The organism is Curtobacterium oceanosedimentum (assembly GCF_040545555.1).
Lineage (GTDB): Bacteria > Actinomycetota > Actinomycetes > Actinomycetales > Microbacteriaceae > Curtobacterium.
This window is the reverse complement of the sequence record NZ_JBEPMD010000005.1, coordinates 207,123-232,537: the sequence shown is the minus strand read 5'-3', so window position 1 is coordinate 232,537 and position 25,415 is coordinate 207,123. Positions and strand designations below refer to the sequence as shown.

General features: G+C 70.6%; 22 protein-coding genes, 1 tRNA gene and 1 pseudogene. 10 read left to right on the top strand and 14 right to left on the bottom strand.

The genetic code is table 11. The features are described 5' to 3' along the window. Window positions 1–120: 120 nt before the first annotated feature. Window positions 121–978: a formate/nitrite transporter family protein gene (locus ABIC52_RS07600; protein WP_354027029.1), complete on the top strand. Its 858-nt coding sequence runs from the start codon at window positions 121–123 to the stop codon at window positions 976–978. 97 nt (window positions 979–1,075) lie between these two features. On the opposite strand, the gene ABIC52_RS07595 is transcribed toward ABIC52_RS07600, so the two are convergent. The 7 genes from ABIC52_RS07595 to ABIC52_RS07565 all read right to left on the bottom strand — a co-directional run bounded on the left by ABIC52_RS07595 (window position 1,076) and on the right by ABIC52_RS07565 (window position 9,226). Next, entirely contained in the window at window positions 1,076–2,305 is a 1,230-nt protein-coding gene (locus tag ABIC52_RS07595; protein WP_354027028.1) for a hypothetical protein, read from the bottom strand. 414 nt (window positions 2,306–2,719) lie between these two features. Further along, on the bottom strand, window positions 2,720–4,276 hold the full coding sequence (locus tag ABIC52_RS07590) for a glycoside hydrolase family 32 protein (protein WP_354027027.1): 1,557 nt from the start codon (window positions 4,274–4,276) through the stop codon (window positions 2,720–2,722). Beyond that, window positions 4,273–5,217 (bottom strand): carbohydrate ABC transporter permease, encoded by a 945-nt coding sequence (locus tag ABIC52_RS07585; protein WP_126890224.1) that lies wholly within the window; start codon window positions 5,215–5,217, stop codon window positions 4,273–4,275. The genes ABIC52_RS07590 and ABIC52_RS07585 overlap by 4 nt, the downstream gene beginning before the upstream one ends. After that, window positions 5,214–6,206, bottom strand: a complete 993-nt coding sequence (locus ABIC52_RS07580; RefSeq protein WP_058748928.1) for a carbohydrate ABC transporter permease — start codon at window positions 6,204–6,206, stop codon at window positions 5,214–5,216. Before ABIC52_RS07580 ends, ABIC52_RS07585 begins: the two co-directional genes overlap by 4 nt. A gap of 106 nt (window positions 6,207–6,312) precedes the next feature. Further along, window positions 6,313–7,632 carry an ABC transporter substrate-binding protein gene (locus ABIC52_RS07575; RefSeq protein WP_209679787.1) on the bottom strand — a complete coding sequence of 440 codons (1,320 nt, stop codon included), beginning with the start codon at window positions 7,630–7,632 and terminating at the stop codon, window positions 6,313–6,315. Window positions 7,633–7,721: 89 nt separating this feature from the next. Next, window positions 7,722–8,786 (bottom strand): LacI family DNA-binding transcriptional regulator, encoded by a 1,065-nt coding sequence (locus ABIC52_RS07570; RefSeq protein ID WP_354027026.1) that lies wholly within the window; start codon window positions 8,784–8,786, stop codon window positions 7,722–7,724. 137 nt (window positions 8,787–8,923) lie between these two features. Beyond that, on the bottom strand, window positions 8,924–9,226 hold the full coding sequence (locus ABIC52_RS07565; RefSeq protein WP_354027025.1) for a hypothetical protein: 303 nt from the start codon (window positions 9,224–9,226) through the stop codon (window positions 8,924–8,926). A 103-nt stretch (window positions 9,227–9,329) separates the two neighbouring features. Here ABIC52_RS07565 and ABIC52_RS07560 point away from each other — a divergent pair, with 103 nt between their 5' ends. Further along, window positions 9,330–9,839, top strand: coding sequence for a BLUF domain-containing protein (locus tag ABIC52_RS07560; RefSeq protein ID WP_209823079.1), 510 nt, complete (start codon window positions 9,330–9,332; stop codon window positions 9,837–9,839). 153 nt (window positions 9,840–9,992) lie between these two features. Here ABIC52_RS07560 and ABIC52_RS07555 read toward each other — a convergent pair whose 3' ends face one another. Beyond that, complete coding sequence (locus ABIC52_RS07555) at window positions 9,993–10,673, bottom strand: response regulator (RefSeq protein ID WP_209823077.1); 681 nt, start codon at window positions 10,671–10,673, stop codon at window positions 9,993–9,995. Beyond that, window positions 10,670–12,346, bottom strand: a complete 1,677-nt coding sequence (locus ABIC52_RS07550) for a sensor histidine kinase (RefSeq protein ID WP_209823075.1) — start codon at window positions 12,344–12,346, stop codon at window positions 10,670–10,672. Before ABIC52_RS07550 ends, ABIC52_RS07555 begins: the two co-directional genes overlap by 4 nt. A 188-nt stretch (window positions 12,347–12,534) precedes the next feature. Here ABIC52_RS07550 and ABIC52_RS07545 point away from each other — a divergent pair, with 188 nt between their 5' ends. From ABIC52_RS07545 to ABIC52_RS07535, 3 genes are read left to right on the top strand one after another with little or no spacing between them, the layout of a single operon-like run. Then, window positions 12,535–13,947, top strand: a complete 1,413-nt coding sequence (locus ABIC52_RS07545) for a cation:dicarboxylate symporter family transporter (RefSeq protein WP_354027024.1) — start codon at window positions 12,535–12,537, stop codon at window positions 13,945–13,947. A gap of 30 nt (window positions 13,948–13,977) precedes the next feature. Further along, window positions 13,978–15,837: a phosphoenolpyruvate carboxykinase (GTP) gene (locus tag ABIC52_RS07540; protein WP_209823073.1), complete on the top strand. Its 1,860-nt coding sequence runs from the start codon at window positions 13,978–13,980 to the stop codon at window positions 15,835–15,837. Further along, entirely contained in the window at window positions 15,837–17,360 is a 1,524-nt protein-coding gene (locus ABIC52_RS07535) for a glyceraldehyde-3-phosphate dehydrogenase (RefSeq protein WP_354027023.1), read from the top strand. Before ABIC52_RS07540 ends, ABIC52_RS07535 begins: the two co-directional genes overlap by 1 nt. Window positions 17,361–17,754: 394 nt before the next feature. On the opposite strand, the gene ABIC52_RS07530 is transcribed toward ABIC52_RS07535, so the two are convergent. Further along, window positions 17,755–18,642, bottom strand: a complete 888-nt coding sequence (locus ABIC52_RS07530) for an NAD-dependent epimerase/dehydratase family protein (RefSeq protein WP_354027022.1) — start codon at window positions 18,640–18,642, stop codon at window positions 17,755–17,757. Window positions 18,643–18,745: 103 nt separating this feature from the next. Here ABIC52_RS07530 and ABIC52_RS07525 point away from each other — a divergent pair, with 103 nt between their 5' ends. Continuing rightward, window positions 18,746–19,345 carry a TetR/AcrR family transcriptional regulator gene (locus ABIC52_RS07525; RefSeq protein ID WP_209679815.1) on the top strand — a complete coding sequence of 200 codons (600 nt, stop codon included), beginning with the start codon at window positions 18,746–18,748 and terminating at the stop codon, window positions 19,343–19,345. Window positions 19,346–19,385: 40 nt separating this feature from the next. On the opposite strand, the gene ABIC52_RS07520 is transcribed toward ABIC52_RS07525, so the two are convergent. Beyond that, window positions 19,386–20,234, bottom strand: coding sequence for a helix-turn-helix transcriptional regulator (locus ABIC52_RS07520; RefSeq protein WP_354027021.1), 849 nt, complete (start codon window positions 20,232–20,234; stop codon window positions 19,386–19,388). 133 nt (window positions 20,235–20,367) lie between these two features. Here ABIC52_RS07520 and ABIC52_RS07515 point away from each other — a divergent pair, with 133 nt between their 5' ends. Next, complete coding sequence (locus tag ABIC52_RS07515; protein WP_209823066.1) at window positions 20,368–21,126, top strand: SDR family oxidoreductase; 759 nt, start codon at window positions 20,368–20,370, stop codon at window positions 21,124–21,126. Window positions 21,127–21,163: 37 nt separating this feature from the next. On the opposite strand, the gene ABIC52_RS07510 is transcribed toward ABIC52_RS07515, so the two are convergent. Then, window positions 21,164–21,235: transfer RNA gene (locus ABIC52_RS07510), tRNA-Gln, on the bottom strand. A gap of 214 nt (window positions 21,236–21,449) precedes the next feature. On the opposite strand from ABIC52_RS07510, the gene ABIC52_RS07505 reads away from it, so the two are divergent. The 3 genes from ABIC52_RS07505 (at window position 21,450) to ABIC52_RS07495 (ending at window position 23,430) form a co-directional block, all read left to right on the top strand. Next, window positions 21,450–22,391 carry a hypothetical protein gene (locus ABIC52_RS07505; RefSeq protein ID WP_209823063.1) on the top strand — a complete coding sequence of 314 codons (942 nt, stop codon included), beginning with the start codon at window positions 21,450–21,452 and terminating at the stop codon, window positions 22,389–22,391. A 31-nt stretch (window positions 22,392–22,422) separates the two neighbouring features. Further along, the gene (locus ABIC52_RS07500; protein WP_209679826.1) at window positions 22,423–22,917 is read left to right on the top strand and encodes a MarR family winged helix-turn-helix transcriptional regulator; all 495 of its coding nucleotides are present in this window, start codon (window positions 22,423–22,425) and stop codon (window positions 22,915–22,917) included. An 81-nt stretch (window positions 22,918–22,998) separates the two neighbouring features. Then, window positions 22,999–23,430 carry a VOC family protein gene (locus ABIC52_RS07495; RefSeq protein WP_354027020.1) on the top strand — a complete coding sequence of 144 codons (432 nt, stop codon included), beginning with the start codon at window positions 22,999–23,001 and terminating at the stop codon, window positions 23,428–23,430. Between the two features lie 26 nt (window positions 23,431–23,456). On the opposite strand, the gene ABIC52_RS07490 is transcribed toward ABIC52_RS07495, so the two are convergent. Beyond that, the gene (locus tag ABIC52_RS07490) at window positions 23,457–24,779 is read right to left on the bottom strand and encodes an ABC-F family ATP-binding cassette domain-containing protein (RefSeq protein WP_435526071.1); all 1,323 of its coding nucleotides are present in this window, start codon (window positions 24,777–24,779) and stop codon (window positions 23,457–23,459) included. 56 nt (window positions 24,780–24,835) lie between these two features. Next, window positions 24,836–25,304, bottom strand: a pseudogene (locus tag ABIC52_RS16200) (ATP-binding cassette domain-containing protein); the annotation flags it as partial. Between the last annotated feature and the right edge of the window lie 111 nt (window positions 25,305–25,415).

The window sequence follows — 25,415 nt, the reverse complement described above, 5'->3', positions numbered from 1 at the left end:
AGGAGAAGTGAGGATCCGTGCCGCGCTCCGGCGCCGGCACGTCTGGCGGTGCGCGTCGGCCGAGCCCGGACGCGCACCGTCGCCTCGGCTCACAGCGCGCCCGGGGCTACGGTCGGACCGGTGACCGACGAACGACGCCGCGAGGTCGGCGACAGCGACGCCCCCGTCGAGGACGAGATCGAGGAGTCCTTCGACGCGGTGGTCGACGAGGGTGCCGAGCGCCTGCAGCGGACCCTGCGGGTGGTGCTCGCGACCGGGTTCGCCGGCGGCCTGGAGATCGGTCTCGGCGTGATGGGCTACCTCGCCGTGCTGCACGAGACCGACAGCCACCTGCTCGCGGGGCTCGCCTTCAGCATCGGGCTCGTCGCGCTGTACCTGGCGCACAGCGAGCTCTTCACCGAGAACTTCCTCATGCCGATCGTGGCGCTCGTCGCCCGCGAGGGCACCGTGGCGCAGCTCGTCCGGCTCTGGCTCGGCACGCTGGTCAGCAACCTCGCCGGGGGCTGGGTCGTGATGTGGCTCGTCGTGCAGGCGTTCCCGCAGTGGCACACGGTGCTCGAGGAGTCCGCCCGCCACTACGTCGACGCACCCTTCGGACTGCAGACCGCCGTGCTCGCGGTGCTCGGCGGGAGCACCATCACCCTGGTCACGCGGATGCAGCAGGGCACCGACTCGGACCCGGCGAAGCTCGTCGCGGCGGTCGCCGGCGGCTTCCTGCTCGCCGGGTTGCAGCTCTTCCACTCGATCCTGGACTCGCTCCTGGTCTTCGGGGCGATCCAGGCCGGTGCGTCCATCACCTACGGGCAGTGGGCCGCCTGGTTCGGCTACGTGCTCCTGTTCAACGTGCTCGGCGGGGTCGTGCTCGTGACGTCGCTGCGCATCATCCGGTCGGCGGACCTGCTGCGCGGTCGAAGGCGCGACGCGCCGGACGCACCGGACCGCGGCACGGGCGAGCAGGAGCAGCACGACTGCGACTGACGCGATCGAAACGTGCGTGTGTCACGACAGCCACCGGACTGGCACAGCGCCGGCCCGAGCTCGAGCATCGGAGGATCGATGCCCTCGCCCCGAAATCTTAAAGCAACGACAAGAAACCGCTCCTGTGTAGGCGGAGGAATTCTTCTTGAAGCGCGCCGGCGTACTTGATCATCAACCATCTGCTCCGGTCAGAGATCACGTCGCCTCGCGCAGAGGTAATCTGCGCCGTCCGCAGCACGTCGGACAGAGCGACGGCGAACGAGCCAATCCTCGCGTCAGGACTGAGATGCTGCATCTGCGTGTGGAGAGCTATCAGCTCCTCTGACAATTCCTCAAAATAAGGCGACTGTGGCTCAGGCGACGAAGCAACTGCCAGCACTTTCCGAACCAGAGCGAACACGCCCTGCACAAGCGCAATGCCCCTCGGGAGGTCACGCTTGTACCGCGAGCGCTGAGCAAAGAAGACGAAGGCTGCCCCGAGGGCGATCATTCCAACGGTCGCCGCCAGGTTAGCGAGTACATTCACACCGAATCCATCGGCAAAGTTCTCGGGCCGCGTGAACGCCAAGACGAGAACGAGGAGCGCTACGAGACCAGCCCCCATACTTAGGAAGAACAGCCAACGAGGCCATTTCGGAGGTTCCGCCGCAAGCGCGAGCCGCTGAGCATCAAAATCAGTTTGCAAAATATCTCGGCATGCTGCCACAGCCTGCTCGAGCTCCTTCACCGCTCCTCGAAGGCCTTGAATCCGATACCTCAGCGCCTGGCGGTCGAATGTAACTTCATCTTCGGACAGGAGCTTCAGCAGATCGTCTCGATCATCATTCTCGACGCCCGTCATCGCGTCGCGCACAAGTTCGGCATTTTCGATTGCCGCTCGGAACAAAGGGCCCTCGGGAGCTATCGCTGCCAATGTGTCTGACAGATCCTTCGCGCCGAATTCATACTTCATTTGATCGACGTGCTCACGGAGGGGTTCCGCCGAATCCGTGGTCCACGAGGCGTGCACCGAATAGTCCACAAGGGACCCTCCAGGAACGAACGAACCTGCGTCCACGAGACTCAGCTTCTTGAAGCGGTCAAGATCTCGCTCCAGGAAGTCGAGCCACCCCACGGTCAGCCCTTGCAGGTGTTGGGCGCGCTGATGGCGCACCGCTCTCGCCGATCGCTTTCGGACAGCCGGCAACGCGACCGAGATGACTGCAATGACGAGAACCTCCGCCACAACGTTTGCACCGGTGTTCCACCAACCGAACAACAGGCCGGCCGCGGCTATAACAACCAGCCCACCAACGCAACTCGCAATGGCCCAAACCCGCTTGATCAACAGCTCCCCCAACTACACGTGCCGGGGAGATTGTCGAAGGCTCCCCTGATGCGTCCCTGTTCGTCGGTCAGGAGCGACCGCTCGAAGCGGTTCAGGGACTGCGCATCAACCACCCAACCTGGGCGGTCGATTCTTGCACGGTTCTGGCCTTGAACGAACCACGCGCCTGAAAGTTTTCCAGTCCGATGACGAAGCGCCGGCGGTGATCAAGTCCCACTGCGTTCCCGATCGGCGGCAACACACGCCGGAGTTGCCTACCAACGCCTCATGTCAGACGGCTCGATTCGGACAGAAGTTAATTGAACCGACATCGTCCAGTGTCAGCCCAACACTCAATGAGCTGGTCTCGCTGATTGCCGGACGGGAGGCCCGTGGCGGCGTCGCCACGGGCCTCCCGTCCGTCGACGGGTCGCGTCAGTCGACCGGTGGCGCGGTCGGCGGGTCTGCTGGCGTCACGTCGTCGCCCGGGACCGATGCCGTGACCGCGACCGCGTGCGGGCCCGGGTCCACCAGCAGGCGACGGCGACCGTCGGTCGCCGAGCCGGCGAGCAGCGCCGTCATCGAACCGGTACCACCGCCGGACGAGACCTCGACCGACGACTCGTCGAACCACAGGGTGAGCGCGACGCGATCACCCTCGGGTCGGACCGTGGCCGCGACGTGCCGCTCGAACGCCGCCGGGAGACCGACGGCGGCAGGTCGGTCGAGCCGGAGCGAGGCGTCGGCGGCGTCGTAGCGGAGCCCGAGCCGCCGGCGACCGTCGGCGTCGTCGAGGTCCAGGCGCACGACGCCGTCGGCCGCACGCAGCGCGATCGCGACCTCGACGCGGACCAGGCCGGGCAGCTCGTGTGCGCTGGCCGGGTCGTCATCCTGCCGGAGGACCGTCCCCGCAGCGCCGTCGGGCCCGACGATCCGCTGCACCAGCTCGAGGCGTCCGTCCCGCTCGGTCAGGCCGAGCACCCGGGCGGCGGTCATCGCGCCGCGCCACGGCCGGGTCGGCAGGTCCTTCGCGTAGTCCCAGTTGTCCATCCAGGCGACGAGGGTCCGGTCCTGACCCTCGGTGCCCGAGAAGGTGACGCCGGCGTACGAGTCCGGGCCGTGGTCGAGCCAGCGGTACGTCGAGAGCTCCTCGGCCGACTGCTCGCGCCACGACCCGTCCGGCAGCCGGGTCTCGGCGGGCAGCGGCTCGTAGGGGACGAACCGCTCGCCGTCGAACTGCCCGAGCACGACGTGGGTGCCGGACCCGCCGGCCACCCCGCCGGGGTTGAGGCTGATCAGCAGCACCCAGACCACACGGTCGGGGTCGCCGTCGACGGTCAGCGGGAACAGGTCCGGGCACTCCCACACCCCGCCGACCGGGCCGGCGGGGCCGTAGGTCGACACGAGCGTCCACGAGAGCAGGTCGGTCGAACGGTGCACGAGCACCTGGCGGTCCTGCGCCTCGACGGCGACCATGATCCAGCAGGGACCGTCCGCGCCCTCGTACCGGAACACCTTCGGGTCGCGGAAGTCGGCGGACCCGCGACGGAGCACCGGGTTGCCCGGGTGCTTCCGCCACCGGTACCCGCCGTCCGTGCTGGACGCGAGTGCCTGCGACTGCTCGGTCTCGGCCGCCTGCGTCCAGATCGCGACCAGTGGCGGCTGCTCGGCAGTCCCCAGTCCGCTCGTGTTCTCGGCGTCGAAGACCACCGAGCCGGAGAAGACCTGGCCGTCCTCGTCGGCCTCGAGCGCCACCTCGTGCGCGGTCCAGGTCAGCAGGTCGGTGCTCGACGCGTGCCCCCAGCCGACCGTGCCGTGGTCGATGCCGTTCGGGTTGTGCTGGAAGTAGAGGTGCCACCGCCCGTCGTGGCGGACCAGGCCGTTCGGGTCGTTCATCCAGTTCCGCGCGGGGGCGAAGTGCACCCTGGGGCGGCGGATCGTGGCACCGTCCGCTGCCGACTCCGTGTGCGCGGTCTCCGTCACCGTGCTCACTTCACGGACCCGGCGGTCAGGCCGCGGACGAAGAAGCGCTGGAGCGACAGGAACACCACGAGGGGCACGATCAGCACGATGAACGACCCGGCGGCGACCAGGTTCCAGCCGGACCCGTACTGGCCGAGCAGGCCGAGCAGGCCCTGCTGCAGCACCGGGTTGGTGTTGCCGATGAAGATGTACGCGACGAGGTAGTCGTTCCACACCCACAGGAACTGGAAGATCGCGAACGACGCCAGCGCCGGCACGGACATCGGGACCGCGAGCCGCCAGAAGATCTGGAAGTGCGATGCGCCGTCGACGCGCGCGGCCTCGATCAGCGCGACCGGCAGCGTCGACATGTAGTTCCGCAGGATGTAGATGCACAGCGGCAGCGCGAAGGCCGAGTGCACGATCCAGGCGGCCGGGAAGGTCCCGGTGATCTGCAGCCCGGTCGCCTCGGTGATCGTCTTGTACAGCTGCAGGACCGGGATCAGCGAGATCTGCACCGGCACCACGAGCAGGCCGACGATGACCGCGAAGTAGAACTCCTTGAACCGGAACTGCAGGAACGTGAACGCGTAGGCCGCGAACGCGGAGATCATGAGCGGCAGGATCGTCGCCGGGACCGCGACCGCGACGCTGTTCAGGAACTCGGCGGCCAAGCTCTGGCCGGTGCCGGACGTCGCCCCCGTCAGGGCGTTCGAGTAGTTGTCGAGGGTCCACTCGGTGCCGAACAGGTTCCCGAAGACGGTCCACCAGCCGGTGCCCTGCGCGGCGGTCGTGGTGCGGAAGCTCGTGACGAGCAGGCCGATCGCGGGCACCATCCAGAGCACGGCGATGAGGCCCATCACGATGCTGAGCAGCACGCGGGGACGCTGCTCGGCGCTGGTCTTCGTGACGCGTTCGCGCTTCGTCGCGACGATCTTCGGGGCACCGGCCACCGGGACGATCTCGGTCATCGGAGGGCCTCCTGTTCACGGTAGGTCCGCACCTGGTACACGATGACCGGGACCACGGCGAGGATGAGGATGACGACCACGGCGGACGCCTTCCCGGGGTTGTTGAACGCGAAGAACTGCGAGTAGAACTCGACGCCGAGCACGTTCGTGTCGAACTGCCCGTTGGTCATCGCGAAGACGATGTCGAAGATCTTCATCACCGTGATGAGCACGGTGATGCCGACGGCGATGATCGTCGTGCGGATCTGGGGTGCGATCACCCGGAAGAACGCCTGTCGTTCGCTGGCGCCGTCGATGCGTGCCGCCTCGATCGTCTCCTCGGGCACGGCCTTGATCGCCGCGGAGAGCAGGACCATCGCGTAGCCGGCGTTGAGCCAGATCACGACCGCCATGAGCAGGAAGCTGTTCATGCGCAGGAAGTCGTTCTGCAGCCACGGGATCGGGTTCTGGTGCGTGATCGCGGTCCAGATGCCGTTGAGCAGGCCGACCTGCGGCTGTCCCGGGGCGTTGTACGCGTAGACGAACGACCACATCGACGCGGCGGCGATGAAGCTCACCGACATCGGCAGGAAGATCAGGGACTTGAAGGTCTTCTCGCGCTTCGGGCCGAGGCGGTCCGCCAGGGTCGCCACGAGCAGGCCGATCACGACCACGACGGCCGGGACGACGATGATCCAGAGCAGGTTGTTGAGCAGGGTCGACAGGAACGACGGCGTCGAGAAGAGCGACACGTAGTTGTCGAGCCCGCCGAAGGACGTCAGGCCGTACTGGTCGGTCTTCTGCAGGCTCTGGATGACGGTCTGCACCGTCGGGACGACCAGGAAGACGAGCAGGAGGAGCAGGACCGGGCCGATGAAGACGTAGGGCAGGAGGCGACCGTGCCACTTGCCGTGCGTCTTCGAGACCAGGAAGTTGAGACCGAGGTAGATCAGGAACGAGACGGCCAGTCCGCCGATGACGGAGACGAGGACGCTGAGGACTTGCTGCACGAGGGGTCACCTCACTTCGTTGTCGGGGTGTGCTGTTGCGGCGTGCAGGCGCCGAGGGCCGTGACGGTGCCCGGTCGGACACCGCCACGGCTGGAGGTGGAGGGTGTTACTGCGACGGCCAGGAGGCGTCGATCGCCTTGAGCGTCTCGTCGAGCGACTGCTGACCCGCGGTCCACGCCGTCAGGTTCGTCCACTCGGTACCGGCACCGACGGCGCCCGGCATCTGGTCGGAGGCGTCGAAGCCGAAGACCTTCGAGTCCTTCACGGCCTGCTGCGCGACCTTCTGGAACGGGCTGGTGTACTCCGACGCCGGGAAGTCGTTGTGCGGCGAGAGCGCGGCCGACCAGTTCTTGGCGTAGCCGTTCGTGCCGAACTCCTTGCCGACCAGGTAGTCGACGACCTTCTTGGTGTTCTCGTCCTTCTTGAAGGCGGCGACCAGGTCACCACCGCCGAGCGTGCCCGACGTCGCGGCTCCCTCGGGGGTCGGGAGCGGGAAGGCGTTCACGTTCGTCGTGTCGCCCTTCGCGATCTGCTCCTGGATCGCGGACGGGAAGTTGCCGGTGATGAACGTGCCCTGGCGCATCATGTAGCACTGGCCGGCCGGCTTGCCGCCGTCGACGAACAGGTTGTTGCCCGCCGCGCCGAAGTCCGTGGACGCCATGGCCTTGCCGCCGCCGTTGACCGCGCCGTCGGCGAAGATCATCGACTCGACCTTGCCGGCGGCCTGCTTGACCAGCGGCGAGTCGAACTTCACCTTGTGGGTGATCCAGTCGTCGTACTTGTCGAGGCCGCCGTAGCGGAGCACGTACTCCTCGAGCCAGTCCGTCATCGGCCACCCGTTCGAGCCCTGCGACGCGATGCCGACGCACCACGGGTAGCCGGAGCCGTCCTGGATGATCTTGTCCTGCAGCGCGGTGAGCTCGGCGTCCGTCTTCGGGACCTCGTAGCCCTTCGCCGCGAAGGCCGCCGGGTCGTACCAGACGAGCGACTTCACGTTGATGTTGTAGGGCAGGCCGTACGTCTTGCCGTTGACCTTCGCGATGTCGGCGAGACCGTTCGCCTCGTCCGCGGTGACGCTCTTCACGTCGACGAGGTCGTCGAGCGGCTGGATGCCCTGGCTGATGAGCGACTTGAGCACGCCGGGCTGCGGGAAGATCGCGACGTCGGGGGCCTGGCCGCCCTTCACCTGCGTGACGATCGACGTCTGGAAGCTGTCGCTGCCCGAGTACTTGACCGTGATGCCCTGGCTCTTGGCCCACGTGTCCAGGTCCTTCTGGAACGCCGTGGCCTGTGCACCGGTGAACCCACCGGAGATCGTGACCGTGCCGTCCGACGACCCGGATCCGCCGGCGCTGCAGCCGGTCAGCGTCAAGCCGGTCCCGACCGCGAGCGCGGCGGCGACGGCGATGCCCTTACGAAGCCTCATTACTTCGACCTTTCACTCGCACAAATCCAAATCGTTTTGTGTCGAGGAAGAGCATCACACAGGGCGCAACCGCTCGCCACGGGCGCAGGTCACGAACGAGTAACGGTTACCGGTCCGATCGAGCCCCGGACGACCAGCTCGCCGCGGAGTCGCTCGACCCCGGCACGCGGCGCCTTGGGCGCGGTCAGCGCCCCCGTCTGCTCGAGCGCTCGGCGGACGGCGGCGCGCCCCATCTGCTCGTGCGGGAGCGCCACGGTGGTCAGGCCCGGTCGCAGGGCTGCGGCGACGATCTGCAGGTCGTCGATGCCGACGACGGACAGGTCACGTCCGATCCGCATGCCGCGCTCCTCCGCGACCTGGTACACGCCCATCGCCATCTGGTCGTTGAAGGCGAAGACCGCGGTCGGGCGCTCACCGGCATGCCCGTCGGCCGCCTGCGACGGTGCGAGCCCGAACAGTTCCGTCGCCGCCCGGTGCCCGGCCGCAGCGTCCGCGACCTCGCCGGCCGCACGCACCACCACGGGGGTACGGCCGGCCTCGAGCATGGTCCGCTCGTACCCCTCGACCCGGCCCGTCACGGCGGGACCGGCGCCCTCGACCGTCAGGTGCGCGATGCGCCGGTGGCCGGCGTCGAGCAGGGCACGGACCGCCGTCGCGGCGATGTCCTGCTCGTCGGGCACCACGGACGGCACCGGGGCCGCCGGGTCGAAGGCGTCGAGCAGCACCGTCCGCGCCGGGTCGAGCGACCTGGGCAGCCGGATGACCCGGTTCGACGCCGACGCGAACACCACCGCGTCGACCTGGCGCTGGATCAGGGCGTCGATGCGCGGGTCGTCGAACTCCCCGGCCGCGATGTCGACGATCATCAGGACGTGGTCGTGCGCGGCGGCCTCGGCCTGCGCCCCGACGATGATCTTCCCCGCGTAGGGGGTCGACGCGATCTCCTCGGAGACGAAGCCCAGCACGGCTCGTCGGTCCGTCCGCATGGCGCGGGCGATCGGGTTCGGGGCGTACCCGAGACGCTCGACCGCCTCCTCGACCCGCAGGCGTGTCCGGGCACTCACGGTGCCCTTGCCGCTCAGGGCGTGCGAGACCGTCGTGATCGACACCCCGGCCTCGGCCGCCACGTCGCGGATGCTCGTCGATCGCGCCACGTGGTCTCCTGCCTCTGCCCGTCCGGCTCGACGGCCCTGGCGGGAACCACCCGCCGACCGCACGTGCTGAGCCTAGTCACGCAGTCGGCGGACGCCGACGCGGCGACGGACCACCGCGGAGCGGGCGCGGCGAGGAACTACCGCGGAGCGGGCGCGCCCACGGCGAGCGCCGACGCCAGGGTCGCGATCAGACCGAGGCGGGCGAAGTACGGTCGCGACTCGACCGGCAGCACGCTGATGAGGGCGAACGCGTCGGCCGCGGCCGCCGCGATGCGCCCCTGCTCCGCCGGGGAGAGCGGCACCCCGGCCACGACGAGGGTCGCCCACCCGACGATCTCCGCGGTCGGCAGGTCGGGGTCGCAGACGCTCGCACGGTCGACGCCGTCGGGCAGCGTGGCCGTGTGGTGCGCGCGCAGGGCGGCCTCGAGCTCGTCTCGCATCCGTCCACCGTAGAGAGCGACGCGGCGACGGTCCCAGGGAACCGGGGGACGTCGCTGCCCGGTCCCCGGGTGGGCTCCCGGCTCGCCCGGGTTGAGTGGACCGGTGCAGCCATCATCGGAACCGACGCAGACCCCGGCGGACGGCACCCTGCTGTCCCTCGTCTACGCCAGCCGCGCCGTCGTCGGCTTCGGACTCGACGACCTCGACGACCTGCTGACCCACGCCCGCAGCGCGAACGCCAGCGTCGGGGTGACCGGCCTGCTGCTGTTCCGTGACCACCGGTTCCTGCAGCTGCTCGAGGGTCCCGCCACCGCGGTCCGCGAGAAGATGGCGTACATCGCCGAGGACCCGCGTCACGACCAGGTCACCGTGCTGCTCGAGGAGCAGGTACGGTCGCGCCAGTTCCCCGACTGGTCGATGGGGTACGCGGCCGAGGCCACGCTGCAGCGCGCTGCCGTACCCGGTCACCGCACCACCTTCGACGACCTCGACTTCCTGCCGGACGACCACGGCGGGGCGCCGGACCTGGCCGCGGTGCGGGAGCTCCTGCAGTGGTTCCGGCAGGACCGCACCGGCGGCGGTCCGGACGCCGGCACGGCACGCGCGCGCTGACGCGGTCCTGAGCGACCCGGTCCGGACGGGAGGCACGGTGCCGGCCCGCACCGCGCCTCCCGTCCGGCACCACGCCGGTCCGCAGCGTGCCCCGGCAGCCCGCACGTGCCTCCCGTCGGCCGCGGCGGACGTCCGCGGCAGAGCGCTCAGCGCTCAGCGCAACCAGCGGTACTCGTACTCCGGCCGGCCCTGCCCGCGGTGGCGGACGTCCTTGCCGACCTGCCCGGCGGCGGCCAGGTGCTCGAGGTACCGACGGACGGTCACGCGCGACAGCCCGGTCGCCTCGGCGACCTCCGAGGCCGACCCGCCGTCCGGCCGCTCGAGCAGTGCGTCGCGGACGACCCCGAGCGTCTCGGGTGCGATGCCCTTCTCGTGGTCGACCGGTGCCGCCGGGCGCAGGGTCCCGAGCCGCTGGTCGATGTCGGCCTGCGTCAGCGCGCGACGGTCCTCGAACCCGCGTCGGAACTCGCGGTACGACGTCATCCGGTCGGCGAACGACCGGAAGCTGAACGGCTTGACCAGGTACTGCACGACCCCGAGGGCGATCGCGTTCCGCACCGCACGGACGTCGTGCGCGGCGGTGACGGCGATGACGTCGACGGCGGACCCGGCACTGCGCAGGGCGCGGACCAGCTGCAGGCCGTGGGCGTCCGGCAGGTTGAGGTCGAGCAGCACGAGGTCCGGCCGCTCCGCGGCGACCGCGGCGAGCATCTCCCGGCCGGTCCCGACGGTGCCGACCACCGCGAAGCCGTCGAGCCGGGCGACGTAGGCGGCGTGCGCCTCGGCGGTCAGGGGCTCGTCCTCCACGACGAGGACCCGGATCGGCGCGGTCACGAGGGCACGCGCCCGGCGGCGAGGTCGACCGTGAACGTGCTGCCGTCCGGCCCGGTCGTGACGTCGACGGCCCCGCCGATGCGGGCGAGGGTCGAGCGGACGAGGTCGAGGCCGATGCCCCGCCCCTCCGGACCCGCCTGCTTCGTCGACCACCCGCGCTCGTACACGGCGTCGACGTCGGCGATGCCGGGTCCGTCGTCGCGGACGACGAGCCGGACGTGACCATCGACCCCGGGTCCTGCAACCCCGGAGACGGTGACCTCGACACGGCCCCGGTCTGCTCCGGGCCAGCGGCCGGCGACCGCGTCGACGGCGTTGTCCACGAGGTTGCCGAGCACCGTGATGACGTCGCCGGGGGCCGCCGGGACGGGGTCGAGCAGGCCGCTCGTGTCGGCGACGAGGTCGACACCGCGTTCGGCTGCCTGTGCCCGCTTGGCGGCGAGGAGGGCGTCGAGCACCTCGGGTGCGGTCCGGGCGGGGTCGCCGGGGCCGGCGACCGCTCCGAGCCGCTCGACCTCGCTGTGCCGCTCGACCTCGCTGTGCCGTTCGATCTCGCTGTGCCGCTCGATCTCGTCGGATGCGAACCGGATCGCCTCGTCGACCCGGCCGAGCTCCATCAGGGCGACCACCGCGTGCAGCCGGTTGGCGAACTCGTGCGTCTGCGACCGCAGTGCGTCGGTGAGGGTCCTGGTGGCAGCGAGTTCGCCGGACAGGTGCAGCAGGTCGGTCTGGTCACGGATCGTCGCGACGGTGCCGAGCGGCCGGGTCGACCCGCGCGGGAACGCCATCTCCTGGTTCACCACGAGCACCCGGTCACGCGTCGCGTACGTCTCGTCCACGGCCCGGTCGCCCGACGCGAGCAGGGTGCGCAACTCGTCGGGCACGTCGAGCGCGGCGAGCGGGATCGACTCCTGGCGCTCCCCCGGCGCGGGCAGGTGCAGCAGCTCCGCGGCGCGGTCGTTGTGGAGCACCACCGCGCCGGACCGGTCCACCACCACGAGTCCCTCGTGCACCGAGTGGAGCACGCCCTCGTAGGACGCGAAGACGCGAGCGAGCTCCTCCGGCCCCCGCCCGGCGGTGACCCTGCCGAGGTAGCGGCTCAGCAGCCACGAGAAGAGCGCGGCCACCGCGACGACCGCCAGCGCGAGCAGGACGACCGACGTGAGCCGGGGCACGAGGGCGGTCGAGATGTTCGCCACGGTGACCCCCGCGGCGACGAGTCCGACCACACGCCCGTCGGCGTCGGTGATCGGCGTCACGGCCCGCACCGAGGGACCGAGCGTCCCCGCGAACGTCTCGGTGAAGGTCCGCCCCTCGAGCGCCGGCTGGACCGTGCCGCGGAACGGCTTGCCGATCTCCGACCGGTCGGGGTGGGTCCACCGGGTGCGGTCCGGCGCCATGATCGTGATGAAGTCCGTGTGGGTGCGCCGCATCAGGTCGAGGGCGTACGGCTCGAGCCGCCGGGACGGGTCGGCGGTGTCGACCTGCTCGAGCACGAACGGGTTGCGGGCGATGGACACCGCGACCGCGGTCGACTTCTCCGCCGCGTCCGCCTCGAGGTCACCGCGCGCCGACGCCCAGCTCCAGGCGCCACCGACGGCGACCCCGACGACGACGAACAGCAGCTGGAGCGCGAAGAGTCGCGCGGCGATGCTCCACCGACGGGGTACCACTGGGCTGCCTCCTCGCTCCGTTGCGGGACGACCATCCTCGCGCACGAGTGCCCGTCCGCGCAGCCCGCCGTGAACGTTGTGAACACAAGTCGATCCGGTGGGCCGGTGCGCGCGAGGGTGTGTGGCGTTCCCCCGAGGACGAGCCGACCGGAGCGACGCCGCCCCGGTCCTGACGACAAGGAAGTCTCATGGCATCGACGCACTCGACCACCGCCCGCCCCCGGCGTCGCGGTCTGGATCGCTCGCACTGGCTCTACATCGCGGTCATCGTGGCCGTGATCGCCGGCATCGTGGTCGGCCTGACGGCCCCCGACTTCGCCGTCGGGCTCAAGCCCGTCGGCGACGGCTTCATCGCGCTGATCAAGATGATGATCGCGCCGGTCATCTTCTGCACGATCGTGCTCGGTGTCGGCTCCATCGCGAAGGCGGCGACGGTCGGCAAGGTCGGCGGCCTGGCGCTCGGCTACTTCATCGCGATGTCCACGTTCGCCCTGGCGATCGGACTCGTGGTCGGCAACCTCATCCACCCGGGCGACCACCTCGACATGTCGAAGGCCACGTACGAACTGCCGGCCGGCACCGAGGAGAACGCGTCGTCGACGTCCGGGTTCCTGCTCGGGATCATCCCCGCGACGCTCGTGTCGTCCCTGACCAGCGGCAGCATCCTGCAGACCCTGTTCGTGGCGCTGCTCGTCGGCTTCGCGCTGCAGGCGATGGGCGAGAAGGGCGCGCCGATCCTCACCGGCATCCGGCACCTGCAGGCCCTGGTGTTCCGCATCCTCGCGATGGTCATGTGGGCCGCCCCGATCGGCGCGTTCGGTGCCATCGCCGCGGTCGTCGGTGCCACCGGCGTCGCGGCGCTCGTCGCCCTCGGGACGCTCATGATCGCCTTCTACACCACCTGCATCGTGTTCGTCGTCGGTGTCCTCGGTCTGCTGCTCCGCATCGTGACCGGCGTCAACATCTTCCGGCTCATGAAGTACCTCGGCCGCGAGTACCTGCTCATCGTGTCGACGTCCTCCAGCGAGGTCAGCCTGCCCCGCCTCATCGCGAAGATGGAGCACCTCGGCGTCTCGAAGCCCGTCGTCGGCGTCACGGTGCCGACCGGCTACTCGTTCAACCTCGACGGCACCGCGATCTACCTGACGATGTCCTCGCTCTTCATCGCGAACGCCCTCGGCACGCCGCTGAACATCCCCGAGCAGATCTCGCTCCTGGTCTTCATGATCATCGCCTCGAAGGGCGCCGCCGGGGTCACCGGTGCCGGACTCGCCACCCTGGCCGGCGGTCTGCAGGCGCACCGCCCGGACCTCGTGAACGGCGTCGGGCTGATCGTCGGCATCGACCGGTTCATGTCCGAGGCCCGCGCCCTGACGAACTTCACGGGCAACGCGGTCGCCACCGTGCTGGTGGGGACCTGGACGAAGCAGATCGACAAGCAGCAGGTGGAGCGGGTGCTGTCCGGTGCGGCGCCGTTCGACGAGCGGACGATGTCCGCCGACGACCACGGCGGTCCCGCGGCCCAGCAGCCCGAGCGGATCTCGACCGAGGCCGTCCGCACCATCGTCGAGCCGGAGCGCTCGACCACCGGCCGCCGGTAGCCCCCTCCCCCTTCCACGAGGAGATCGACGATGATCACCAACCCCAACCACACGCGTCCCGCCCCGCACACCGTCCCCGGCTCACCCCGTGTCGCCCTGGAGGCGTGGGTCGCCCGGATCGCGTCCCTCACCTGCCCCGATGCGGTCGTCTGGTGCGACGGCTCGGCCGACGAGACCGCCCGCCTGACCCAGCAGCTCGTCGACGAGGGCAAGCTGATCGCCCTCGACCCGGAGCTCCGGCCGAACAGCTACCTCGCCCGGTCGGCACCCGACGACGTCGCCCGGGTCGAGGGCCGCACCTTCACCTGCTCCCGCACACCCGAGGACGCCGGTCCCACGAACCACTGGCGGGAACCGACCGCGATGCGCGCCGAGCTCGACGAGCGCTTCGCCGGGAGCATGCGCGGACGCACCATGTACGTCGTCCCGTTCTCGATGGGACCGGTGGGCGGCCCGATCTCGCAGCTCGGCGTCGAGGTCACCGACTCGGCGTACGTCGTCCTCAGCATGGGCATGACGACGCGACTGGGCCCGGAGGTGCTCCGCGCGATCGACACCGGCGTGCCGTGGGTCGCGACGGTGCACAGCGTCGGGCACCCGCTCCGCGACGACCGGGGCGTCCCACAGCCGGACGTCGCCTGGCCGTGCAACGACACGAAGTACATCGTGCAGTTCCCGGAGACCCGCGAGGTCTGGTCGTACGGCTCCGGGTACGGCGGCAACGCCCTGCTCGCGAAGAAGTGCTTCGCGCTCCGGATCGCCTCGGTCATGGGTCGCGACGAGGGGTGGCTCGCCGAGCACATGCTGCTCGTCCGGCTCACCTCACCCGAGGGTCGGGCCTTCCACGTCGCCGCCGCGTTCCCGTCCGCCTGCGGCAAGACCAACCTCGCGATGCTGCAGCCGGCCCTGCCCGGGTGGTCCGTCGAGACCATCGGCGACGACATCGCCTGGCTCCGTCCGGGTGCCGACGGACGGCTGCACGCGATCAACCCCGAGGCGGGGCTGTTCGGCGTCGCACCCGGCACCGGCCCCGACACGAACCCCGTCGCGGTCGCGACGATCGCCGCGGACACGATCTTCACGAACGTCGCGCTGACCGACGACGGCGACGTCTGGTGGGAGGGGCTCACCCCCGAACCGCCCGCACACCTTGTCGACTGGACCGGCGCCGACTGGACGCCCGACAGCCCGACGCCAGCAGCGCACCCGAACGCCCGCTTCACCGTCTCGCTCGACCGTGTCCCGACGCTCGCCGACGGGTGGGAGCACAGCGTCCCGGTCGACGCCGTCGTGTTCGGTGGCCGCCGCTCGACGAACGTGCCGCTCGTGGCACAGGCACCGACCTGGGCCGAGGGCGTGTTCATGGGCGCCACCGTGTCGTCCGAGCGGACCGCCGCGGCCGAGGGCACCGTCGGCGAGCTCCGCCGCGACCCCTTCGCGATGCTGCCGTTCTGCGGCTACGACATGGCCGACCACTGGTCGCACTGGTTGACCCTGGGCGGACAGCTGGGCGCCGGCGCTCCGGCGGTGTTCCAGGTGAACTGGTTCCGCAGGGACGCGGAGGGCGGCTTCCTGTGGCCGGGCTTCCGCGAGAACGCCCGCGTGCTCGAGTGGATCGCGCGCCGGGTCGAGGGCAGCGTGCCGGCGGTCGAGAGCCCGGTCGGCCTGCTCCCCGACCTGGACGACCTGGACGTGCGCGGCCTGGACCTGCCCGAGGCGCAGCTCGACGCGCTCTTCGCCGTCGACCCGGAGCCGTGGCTCGAGGAGTGCGACCTGACCGAGGAGTTCCTCGCCGGGTTCGCTGACCGCACGCCCCCGGTCTTCACGACGATCCTCGACGAACGCCGCGCCGCCCTGCACGCCGTCGTCCCCGTCCGGCAGGTCGCCTGATGGCGGCCGCCGCTCCGACCGCAGCCGGGGTGTCCACCGCCGCCGAGCGTGCCCGGTTGCAGCACGAGTGGGACGAGAAGCTCGCCGCTGCCGAAGCGATGGTGCCGCTCATCGGTCGCCTGTACCGCCGGGACGACGTCGTGCCCTCGGTCCACGGCCGACCCCTCGTGGGGCAGTCCCCGATCGCGATCGTCAAGGCCCACCGGTCGAGCCGTCGCGTCGACGAGACCGAGCTGCCGGTCGCGACGAGCCTGGCGATCCTGACCGAACTCGAGACGATGGCGCTGTCGTCGGTGTCCGTCGACCTCGGCGACCTCGCGTCCCGACACCGACGCGACCGGCTGGGCAGCACCCTGCGCGAGTTCCTCGCCGACGAGTTCTTCCTGCGGCGCGGCGCGGCGGACAGCTCGACCCACGACGCTCCACGCGACGTCGTCCTGTACGGCTTCGGTCGCATCGGGCGGATGCTCGCCCGGATCCTGCTCGAGCGCGCCGGGGAGCACGCCCCGCTCGCCCTGCGCGCCGTCGTCGTCCGACGTCGTGGTCCCGACGACCTGGTCAAGCGCGCGAGCCTGCTCCGGCGGGACTCGATCCACGGTCCCTTCGCCGGCACCGTCACCGTCGACACCGAGCGGGACACGATCACCGCGAACGGCACCCTCGTGCAGTTCGTCTCGGCCGACTCCCCGGACGCCGTCGACTACCGCGCAGACGGCATCGAGGACGCGATCGTCGTCGACACCACCGGTCGCTGGCGCGACGCCGAGGGGCTCGCGCAGCACCTGCGGGCACCGGGTGCTGCACGCGTCCTGCTCACCGCACCGGGCGGGGGCGACGTCCCCAACGTCGTGCACGGCATCAACCACGACACGATCGGCGACGACCCGGTCGTCAGTGCGGCGTCGTGCACCACCAACGCGATCGTCCCCGTGCTCAAGGTCGTGTCCGACGCGTACGGCATCGTGCACGGACACGTCGAGACCGTGCACTCCGCCACGAACGACCAGAACCTGGTCGACAACTACCACCCCGCCGACCGGCGCGGCCGTGCGGCAGGCCTGAACATGGTGATCACCGCGACCGGTGCTGCGAAGGCCGCCGAGAAGGCCCTGCCCGAACTCCGGGGCCGGCTCACCGGGAACGCCGTCCGCGTCCCGACGCCGAACGTCTCGCTCGCGGTCCTGCACCTGACGCTCGGTCGACCCGTCGGTCGCGACGAGCTGAACGGGGTGCTCCGGGACGCCTCGCTCACGTCGCCGCTCCGTCGGCAGATCGACTACGTCGAGTCGCCCGAGATCGTCTCGACGGACCTGCTCGGCAGCCGGCGGGCGGGCATCGTGGACGGGCTCGCGACCATCGCGGACGGGTCCGAGCACGTGGTGCTGTACGTCTGGTACGACAACGAGTCCGGCTACAGCCGCCAGGTGCACCGGGTCCTGCAGGAGATGGCCACCGGACGGCGGACGGCCCCCTCCGACCACGCGCCGCGGCCGGTGGGTGCGGCGGTGCACCTGCCGTCCTGACGGGGCGGACGGGAGGCGCGGACCACCGGACGCGGACCGGCGGCGGTGATCCGCGCCTCCAGACCGTCGTCGCGGTGCCGGTCCGTCAGCCGGCTACCGGACGACCGGCACGATCGCCGTGCCAGGTCGACCGCTCGGGACGCGACGTCGGTGCTGTCTCCCCCGACGTCGGTGCCGACTCCTGCACCGGCTCGGTGAAGAAGATGACGGTGCCGACGCCGATCCAGGCGAGGCCGATGGCGGCCAGCGCGGCGAGGCTGGCGAGACTGGTCGCGATGACCGCCGACAGCTGTTCGCGCCAGACGCGGAGCGAGCTCGCCGCGATGCAGAGCGCGAGGACGGCGACGGGAAAGGACCCGATCAGCGCGGCAGCCTGGACGGCAGAGGTCCGACGTCATCCGGTCTGCGTGTAGTGCCCGGCGTCGAGGTCCTCGAGCAGGGTCGGGCCCGTCGGTTCCCAGCCGAGGAGTGCGCGCGTCCGAGCGCTCGACGCGGGCTGGTCGCCGCCGAGCAGCGCACCGAACACGCCGAGTGTCGTCGCGTCGACCGGCTGTGCCGGCATGCCGGTCTGCCTGCTGATCGACTCGGCGACCGCGCGCATCGGGACCCCCTCCTCGGCGACGGCGTGCAGGACCGACCCCGCCGGAGCGCTCTCGAGCGCGCGCCGGAACAGACGAGCTGCGTCGCCGACGTGCACCGCCGGCCACCGGTTCGATCCGTCGCCGACGTACACGGCCGCGCCGAGCTGTCGGTCGAACTGCACGAGTGCGGCGACGAGCCCGTTCCGGTCCCCCACGCCGTGCACCGTCCGGGGCATCCGCACCAGCCCAGCGCGGATGCCCCGGTCGGCGAGCGCGAGGACCGCAGCAGCCGTGCGCGCGCGGGCGCCGGCGGGACCGCCTGGAGCGAGCGCGTCGTCCTCGGTCGCGGTGCCACGCGGGGTCGTCGGGGTGCCCGAGGCCGCGAACAGGGCCTTCCCGCTGCCGGCGAGCGCCTTGCCGAGCATGTCGAGCAGCGCGACCTCGTTGTCGATCGTCTCGTCGAACGCGTCGAAGTCGAGCGCGAACGCGAGGTGCGCCGTCGCATCGGCCAGGGTCGCCTGCTCGACGATGAGCGCGTGGTCGGCCATGTCGCCGAGCACTGCCTCGCCCCCGGCGGAACGGATGCGCTGGGCGGAGGAGGCGGAGCGGGCAAGCCCGACGACGTCGTGTCCGTGTGCGACGAGGTCGTGGGTGAGGGCGCTGCCGATCCAGCCCGAGGCTCCGGTGATGAAGACGCGCATGGTGACTCCTGTCCGGTGCCGCTGGGACACCGCTTGAATGATGAGACTGAGTATCGTCAAGGTACACCTGACGGGACTGAGTCGCATTGGTTAGACTCGGTCCGTGGCACGCTGGCAACCGGACCCGCGGGGTCGACTCCTCCGAGCGGCGCTCGAGCTCTTCGCGGAGCAGGGCTACGACGCGACGACTGCGGCACAGATCGCCGAGCGTGCCGGGCTCACCAAGGCCACGCTCTTCCGGCAGTTCCCCGACAAACGCGAGATCCTGTTCCAGGGGCAGGGCGCGATCGTCGAGACCGTCCGGCGTGTGGTGCGCGATGCACCCGTCGACAGCGCGGACGAGGATGTCGTCGACGATGCGCTCGACGCGCTCGTTGCTGCGCACGTGCCGGAGCAACGAGCCATCGGCGCCGCGATCACCGCGCTGACGCTCGAGCACGAGGCGCTGCGGGAGCGGTACGTCTACAAGCGCTCGGTGGTCACCGAGGTGCTCGCATCGGCGCTGCGTGATCGAGGCGTCGACCGGCACCGGGCCGTGGTGCTCGCGGAACTCGGCGTCCGGGCGTACTGGGACGGCTTCGAGCGGTGGGCGGCCGGACCGGCGGGGTCGCCGGTCGAGGCGCTCGGGGAACTCGTACGGGAGGAAGCGACCGCGTTGCGGGCGGCTGCGGGCGGGATCGGTGCAGTGGCAACAGCTCACTGAGCCGTTGGACGCTGCCGTCGGGACAGGCAGGACCGTCCGGTCATGTCGAGGCGCTCCGGTCCGACTGATCACGGATCGGCTGCGCGAGGGCGCCGAGCAGGCGGAGCTTCTCGGCGTCGGCCGACCCCTCGTCCGCGTAGTAGAGCACCAGGACGACGTCGTCCGTGGGGAGCTTGTCGCGGTGCAGGCGCAGGGTCCCGACCTCGGGGTGCCGGACCACGGTCGTGTTGCCGGCGAGCGGTCGGACGTCCTGACGCGCCCAGACCTCGCGGAACCGGGCACTCGCCAGCGACAGTTCGCCGACGAGCTCGATCGCCCGGACGTCGTCGACGTCGGTACCCAGGGTGTGCCGGAACGCCGCGACCATGTCGACGACGGCGCGTTCCCAGTCCTGCTGGAACGCACGCTCCTCGGGGTCGAGCAGGAGCGACCGCAGGCGGTTGTGGCCGGGGGCCATCCGTGGCGACAGCGCCGTCGCCAGGGCGTTGGCCGCGAGGATGTCGAGGGTGCGGCTCTCGACGAAGGCGGGTACGTCGACCGCCGCGAGCAGGTGGTGCAGCCGGTCCGGGACACGATCGGTCCGACGGGTCCGCCGCCGCCGCGGTCGTGGTGCCACAAGGTCGGCGAGGTACTCCCGCTCCACGTCGTCGAGGTCGAACACCCGGGCGAGTGCGTCGATGACCTGGTCCGACGGGTTGCGGTCCCGGCCGCGCTCGAGACGGAGGTAGTAGTCGGCGCTGATGCCGGCCAGCAGTGCGACCTCCTCGCGCCGGAGCCCGGCGACCCTGCGGCGTGGACCGGGCGGCAGCCCGACCTGTTCCGGTGTCACGACCGCGCGTCTGGCCGCCAGGTACCAACCGAGCCGGTTCTCGTCTGCGCTGTCCTCCACGGAGCACACGGTATCCGGGCACAGCCCGCGGAGCGGGGGCCCTGTCACTCCCCCGGAAGACCGCGGCCTGTCGGACGTGCCGGGCATGGAGCGACCATCGGTGCACCACCACCGAACAGGGAGGACGATCCACATGGACGTCAGCAACCGCACTGTCTTCATCGCCGGAGGCACCTCGGGGATCGGCGCCGGTCTGGCGAGCCGCTTCCGCGCCGCCGGTTCGACCGTCGTCGTCGGCGGGCGTCGTGTCACCGACGCCGATGCCGACGCCGACGCCGACGAGATCGAAGCGGTCACCATCGACGTGACGGACCCTGCGTCCGTGCTCGCGGCACGCGACGCGGTCCTGGCCGCACACCCCGACCTCGACCTCGTCGTCACGATGTCCGGCGTCATGCTCACCGAGGACCTGCGGGACCCTGCGCACGTTGCGGAGGCCGAGCAGTCCGTCGCCGTGAACCTGCTCGGCACCATCCGCGTGGTCGACGCCTTCACGCCGCACCTGCTCGCACGGGGGCAGGGCGACGTCCTGACCGTGACGTCCGGGATCGGCTTCACCCCGTTCCCGCTCATGCCGACGTACGGCGCGACGAAGGCGGCGGTGCACTCGTACACCGAGTCGCTCCGCGCGCACCTCGCGGGCACCGGTGTCGGTGTCAGCGAACTCGTCCCGCCGGCCGTGGCGACCGCGGGTCAGGAGCAGCTCAACCCGAACGCGCTGCCCCTCGACGCGTTCCTCGACGAGGTGATCGGCCTGCTGTCGCAGGACCCGACGCCGCACGAGGTCATCGTCGAGCGAGCCCGCCCCCTCCGATGGTCCGAGCGGGACGGCACGTACGACGAGATGCTCGCGCAGCGGTCGCGGGCACTCGCATCGCTGCCGGGCCGCTGAGCATCGAGGCCCGTGCAGCCCACACGGACACCGGCCGCTCCGCCTCCAGGATTCGAACCCGGACCTAACGGCACCAAAGGCCGTCGTGCTGCCGTTACACCAAGGCGGAACACACCAGATCAGGTGCAGCACCATCCTCCCATGACGCGTGTGCGTCCTGGTCCGCCCTCAGTACGATGTCCTGCGTGTTGCAGTTGGGGGAATCTGTCGTTGACCGTGTCCAGCGAGAACGGGCAGAGTCACTCCGGAGCTTCCCGAATCTGTTGCGACACTACGTTCAATGGTCGCCCACGCTGGTGGTGGTTCCCGGAAGCAGAGCCATCATGGTCATCCTCAACATCGTTCTCGCGATGATCTGGCTCGCGCTCCTCGGCGTCCAGCTGGTCGATCTCGGTCGACCAGCTGGCCCGGACCGCGCCGTAGCCCCTCTCGTGGCTGAGGTCCTCGGCGGGTTCACCGTGGCTATCGGTCTCGCGCTGATGACGCATCGGACGCGCGGCCGTCTCCTGCGACTCCTGGACGGCATCCGTCTCGCAGTCTTCTGGTGCGCCGTGTGCCTCGCCGCACTGATGGCGGCCGTAGCCGATGCTCTGATCATCGCTGTGCATCATCAGTCGACCGCCGACTTCTTCGACAACGGCTCTGCCTCGGTCGAAACACGAGTCAGCAACGCGGTCGTCGTCATCGTGTCGACGGGCTTGCTCCTTCTCCTAGCCTTGCTCGTCCGCCCGTCCCTTCTCAGTCCGGCTGCCTCACCCCGGCGAGGAACTGGCGCCGCCCTTCCCTTCGTGAGTGCAACGGGCCTCAGTGGGATCGCCATCGCGACGACGTTGAGCGCGTCGAGTCAGGTCGAACCGCCGGTGCTCGGCGTGATGGTGACGGCAGGCGTGTTCGTCGTCGGAGCGACCTGGCGATCGCTGCGCGCCGCCGCTGATCAGCGGCGAGCACGCATCGATGGTCTCGTGACCTCGCTCGACGAGTTGCTCGAGTCGCTCCGCGGGGGGTCGCACGAGACTGCCGGCAAAAGTCTCGAACTGCATAGAAGGATCAGCGAGCCACACTGGTTTCGACAAGCTGTCGTCGGAGATTCAATACGGACCCCATTGACCCACGTCCTCGGAACGATCGCCTCGTTCGATCTCCTCAGCGCGGACCAGTACGAGCGTGGAAAGGTCGGCGCGATGCCGACCCTGACGAAGCGAGACGCTGAGCTCCTCCTCATCGACGCCGTGTTCGTTCTTCGTCGCGCGCTCGTGAGGGCGTGACGGGACGGACGGCTTCGGCCAAGATGGAGGGATGCCGCAGCAGGACGAGGTCGACCGGATCGTCGCGGCGTGGGGTCGGGAGCGGGGCGACCTGGACTTCGGACCGCTCGAGGTCCTGTCCCGGGTCGACCGGCTCGCCCGGCACCTCGACCGCGCACGACGGGCTGCGTTCGACGCGAGCGACGTCGAGCCGTGGGAGTTCGACGTGCTGTCGGCGCTGCGGCGTGCGGGCAAACCCTACGAGCTCAGCCCGAAGTCGCTGCTGCAGCAGACACTGGTGTCGAGCGGCACGATGACGAACCGGGTCGACCGGCTCGCGGCACGGGGGCTGGTCAGCCGTCGCACCGACCCGCGCGACGGCCGTGGCATCCTCGTGTCCCTCACGGCGAGCGGCCGCGCAGCCGTGGACGCCGCGATCGCGGACCTGCTGGGGGCCGAGCGGGCGATCCTGTCCGAGCTGTCCGACGACGAGCAGGCGCTGCTGTCCGGGCTGCTCCGGCGGCTCATCCTCGGGCTCGGCGACTGACGACCGAGCGAGCGACCGGGTCGACGCGACCGACCGGGTCGATCGGGTCGGCGGAACCGCCCGCGGCGTAGCCTGCCGGGCATGCACGCCATCACCCTCGCCGTGGCCGACGTCGGACGCTCGGCATCGTTCTACCGCGCGCTCCTCGGCAGCGACGGCAGCGGCGTCATCGGTACCGAGTATCCGTCGAGCGAGACCGAGGCCGGCGGCACCACCGCGATGTTCACGCTCGACGACGGACTGATAGTCAGCGTGTACGGGCGCGAGGACATGCGGAAGGACTCCGGTGTCGCACTCGCCGACGCGCCGAGCACGACCATCGGGCACTTCGAGCCGTCACGGGAGGCCGCGCAGGCGTTCCTCGACCGCGCCGCAGCGGCCGGAGCGACGATGCTCGCGGCGCCGTACACGCGGCCGTGGGGCATGTGGTCCGGCTTCTTCCAGGACCCGGACGGCCACCTCTGGGAGGTCGTGGCGAACCCCGGTGGCGGTGCCCCGGAGTCGGTCGAGTAGCGGGTACCGGACCAGCGGGCCGCCGGCTACACCCCGAGGGTCTCCGCCACCTCGAGCCACCGCTCCTCGAGCTGCTCGACCTCGGCGTCGAGCGCCCCGAGCTTCGTCTGCAGCGCCCCGAGCCCCGCGTAGTCCGACTGGTCGTGCGCGGCGAACGCGTCGAGCAGCTTCTGCCGGTCCTGCCCTGCCTTCGCGATCTTCCGGTCGAGGGCCGACATCTCCTTCTCGGCGGCGCGACGGTCCGCGCCCGACAGACCGGGAGCGGCAGGGGCGCTGGACCCGACCGCAGTGCCACCGGAGGCGCCTGCCGGAGCCGTGTCGGGCCTCCCGGCCGAGGCGGCGGCAGCCGCAGCCGCCGTCTGTGGGACGGTCCCGGACGCCCGCAGTCGCATGTACTCGTCGACGCCGCCGGGCAGGTGCCGCAGGTGCCCACTGAGGACCGCGTACTGCTGGTCGGTGACGCGCTCGAGCAGGTACCGGTCGTGGGAGACGACGAGCAGGGTGCCCGGCCAGGTGTCGAGCAGGTCCTCCATCGCGGCGAGCATGTCGGTGTCGAGGTCGTTCGTCGGCTCGTCGAGGATCAGCACGTTGGGCTCGTCGAGCAGGATCAGCATGAGTTGCAGCCGGCGCTTCTGCCCACCGGACAGGTCCTTGACCGGCGTCGAGAGCTGCTCCGAGGTGAAGCCGAGCCGTTCGAGCAGCTGCGAGGGCGTCATCTCCTTGCCGTCGGCGACGTAGCTCGTCTTCTTGCGGGCGACGACCTCGCGGACGCGGTCGTCGGCGAACTGCTGCAGGTCGGCGAGCTGCTGGTCGAGCACCGCGACCTGCACCGTCTTGCCGGTCTTCACGCGGCCCTCGGTGGGCTGCAGCTTGCCGGACACCAGGTTGAGGAGGGTCGACTTGCCGGCACCGTTCGGCCCGAGGATGCCGGTCCGCTCCCCCGGTGCGATGCGCCACTCGACGTCGCGCAGGATCACGTCGTCGCCGAACGAGACACCGACGTCGAGCAGGTCGACGACGTCCTTGCCGAGCCGGGCGGTCGCCATCTGCGACAGGGCGACGGTGTCGCGGATCGGCGGCACGTCGTCGATCAGGGCGTTCGCCGCGTCGATGCGGAACTTCGGCTTGCTCGTGCGCGCGGGGGCACCACGGCGGAGCCAGGCGAGCTCCTTGCGGGCCAGGTTCTGGCGGCGCTGCTCGCTCGCGGCCGCCTGCCGGTCACGCTCGACGCGCTGCAGGATGTACGCCGCGTAGCCGCCCTCGAAGGGGTCGACGACACCGTCGTGGACCTCCCACGTGGCGGTCGACACGGCGTCGAGGAACCACCGGTCGTGCGTCACGACGACCATGCCGCCCTGGTTCGACGACCAGCGGCGGTTGATGTGGTCGGCGAGCCACTGGATGCCCTCGACGTCGAGGTGGTTGGTCGGCTCGTCGAGGAACAGGACGTCCCAGTCGCCCACGAGCAGCTTCGCGAGTGCGATGCGCCGTCGCTGACCGCCGGAGAGGTCGTCGACCGTGGCGTCCCACGGGATGTCCGACACGAGCCCGCCGATGATGTCGCGGATCTTCGGGTCGCCGGCCCACTCGTGCTCGGCGAGGTCGCCGACGACGATGCTGCCGACGGTCGCACCCGCGGGCAGGACGTCACGCTGGTCGAGGTACCCGACGGTCAGGCCGCGTCGGTGGGTGACCCGCCCCGCGTCCGGCTCGAGGCGCTGCGCGAGCAGGGCGAGCAGGGTCGACTTGCCGTCGCCGTTGCGGCCGACGACGCCGATGCGGTCACCCTCGTCGAGGCCGAGGGTGACGCTGTCGAAGACGACCTTGGTGGGGAACTCGAGATGCAGGTTCTCGGCGCCGAGGAGATGAGCCACCTGTCAAGGGTAGGCGGCGCGGGCGGGTGCGGGCGCCGCGGGGTGCGGGCGGGGTGGCGCTTCGGTGGCGTCGGTTGCGGGACGCGGCGGGGCTCGACGTGCTCCGGCGCA

Coding starts and splice junctions, on each gene's coding strand:
- ABIC52_RS07545 (WP_354027024.1), top strand. CDS start 12,535: ATGGCATCGACGCACTCGACCACCGCCCGCCCCCGGCGTCGCGGTCTG.
- ABIC52_RS07540 (WP_209823073.1), top strand. CDS start 13,978: ATGATCACCAACCCCAACCACACGCGTCCCGCCCCGCACACCGTCCCC.
- ABIC52_RS07530 (WP_354027022.1), bottom strand. CDS start 18,642: ATGCGCGTCTTCATCACCGGAGCCTCGGGCTGGATCGGCAGCGCCCTC.
- ABIC52_RS07515 (WP_209823066.1), top strand. CDS start 20,368: ATGGACGTCAGCAACCGCACTGTCTTCATCGCCGGAGGCACCTCGGGG.
- ABIC52_RS07565 (WP_354027025.1), bottom strand. CDS start 9,226: ATGCGAGACGAGCTCGAGGCCGCCCTGCGCGCGCACCACACGGCCACG.
- ABIC52_RS07505 (WP_209823063.1), top strand. CDS start 21,450: ATGGTCATCCTCAACATCGTTCTCGCGATGATCTGGCTCGCGCTCCTC.
- ABIC52_RS07535 (WP_354027023.1), top strand. CDS start 15,837: ATGGCGGCCGCCGCTCCGACCGCAGCCGGGGTGTCCACCGCCGCCGAG.
- ABIC52_RS07500 (WP_209679826.1), top strand. CDS start 22,423: ATGCCGCAGCAGGACGAGGTCGACCGGATCGTCGCGGCGTGGGGTCGG.
- ABIC52_RS07495 (WP_354027020.1), top strand. CDS start 22,999: ATGCACGCCATCACCCTCGCCGTGGCCGACGTCGGACGCTCGGCATCG.
- ABIC52_RS07490 (WP_435526071.1), bottom strand. CDS start 24,779: ATGGTCGTCGTGACGCACGACCGGTGGTTCCTCGACGCCGTGTCGACC.
- ABIC52_RS07585 (WP_126890224.1), bottom strand. CDS start 5,217: ATGACCGAGATCGTCCCGGTGGCCGGTGCCCCGAAGATCGTCGCGACG.
- ABIC52_RS07575 (WP_209679787.1), bottom strand. CDS start 7,632: ATGAGGCTTCGTAAGGGCATCGCCGTCGCCGCCGCGCTCGCGGTCGGG.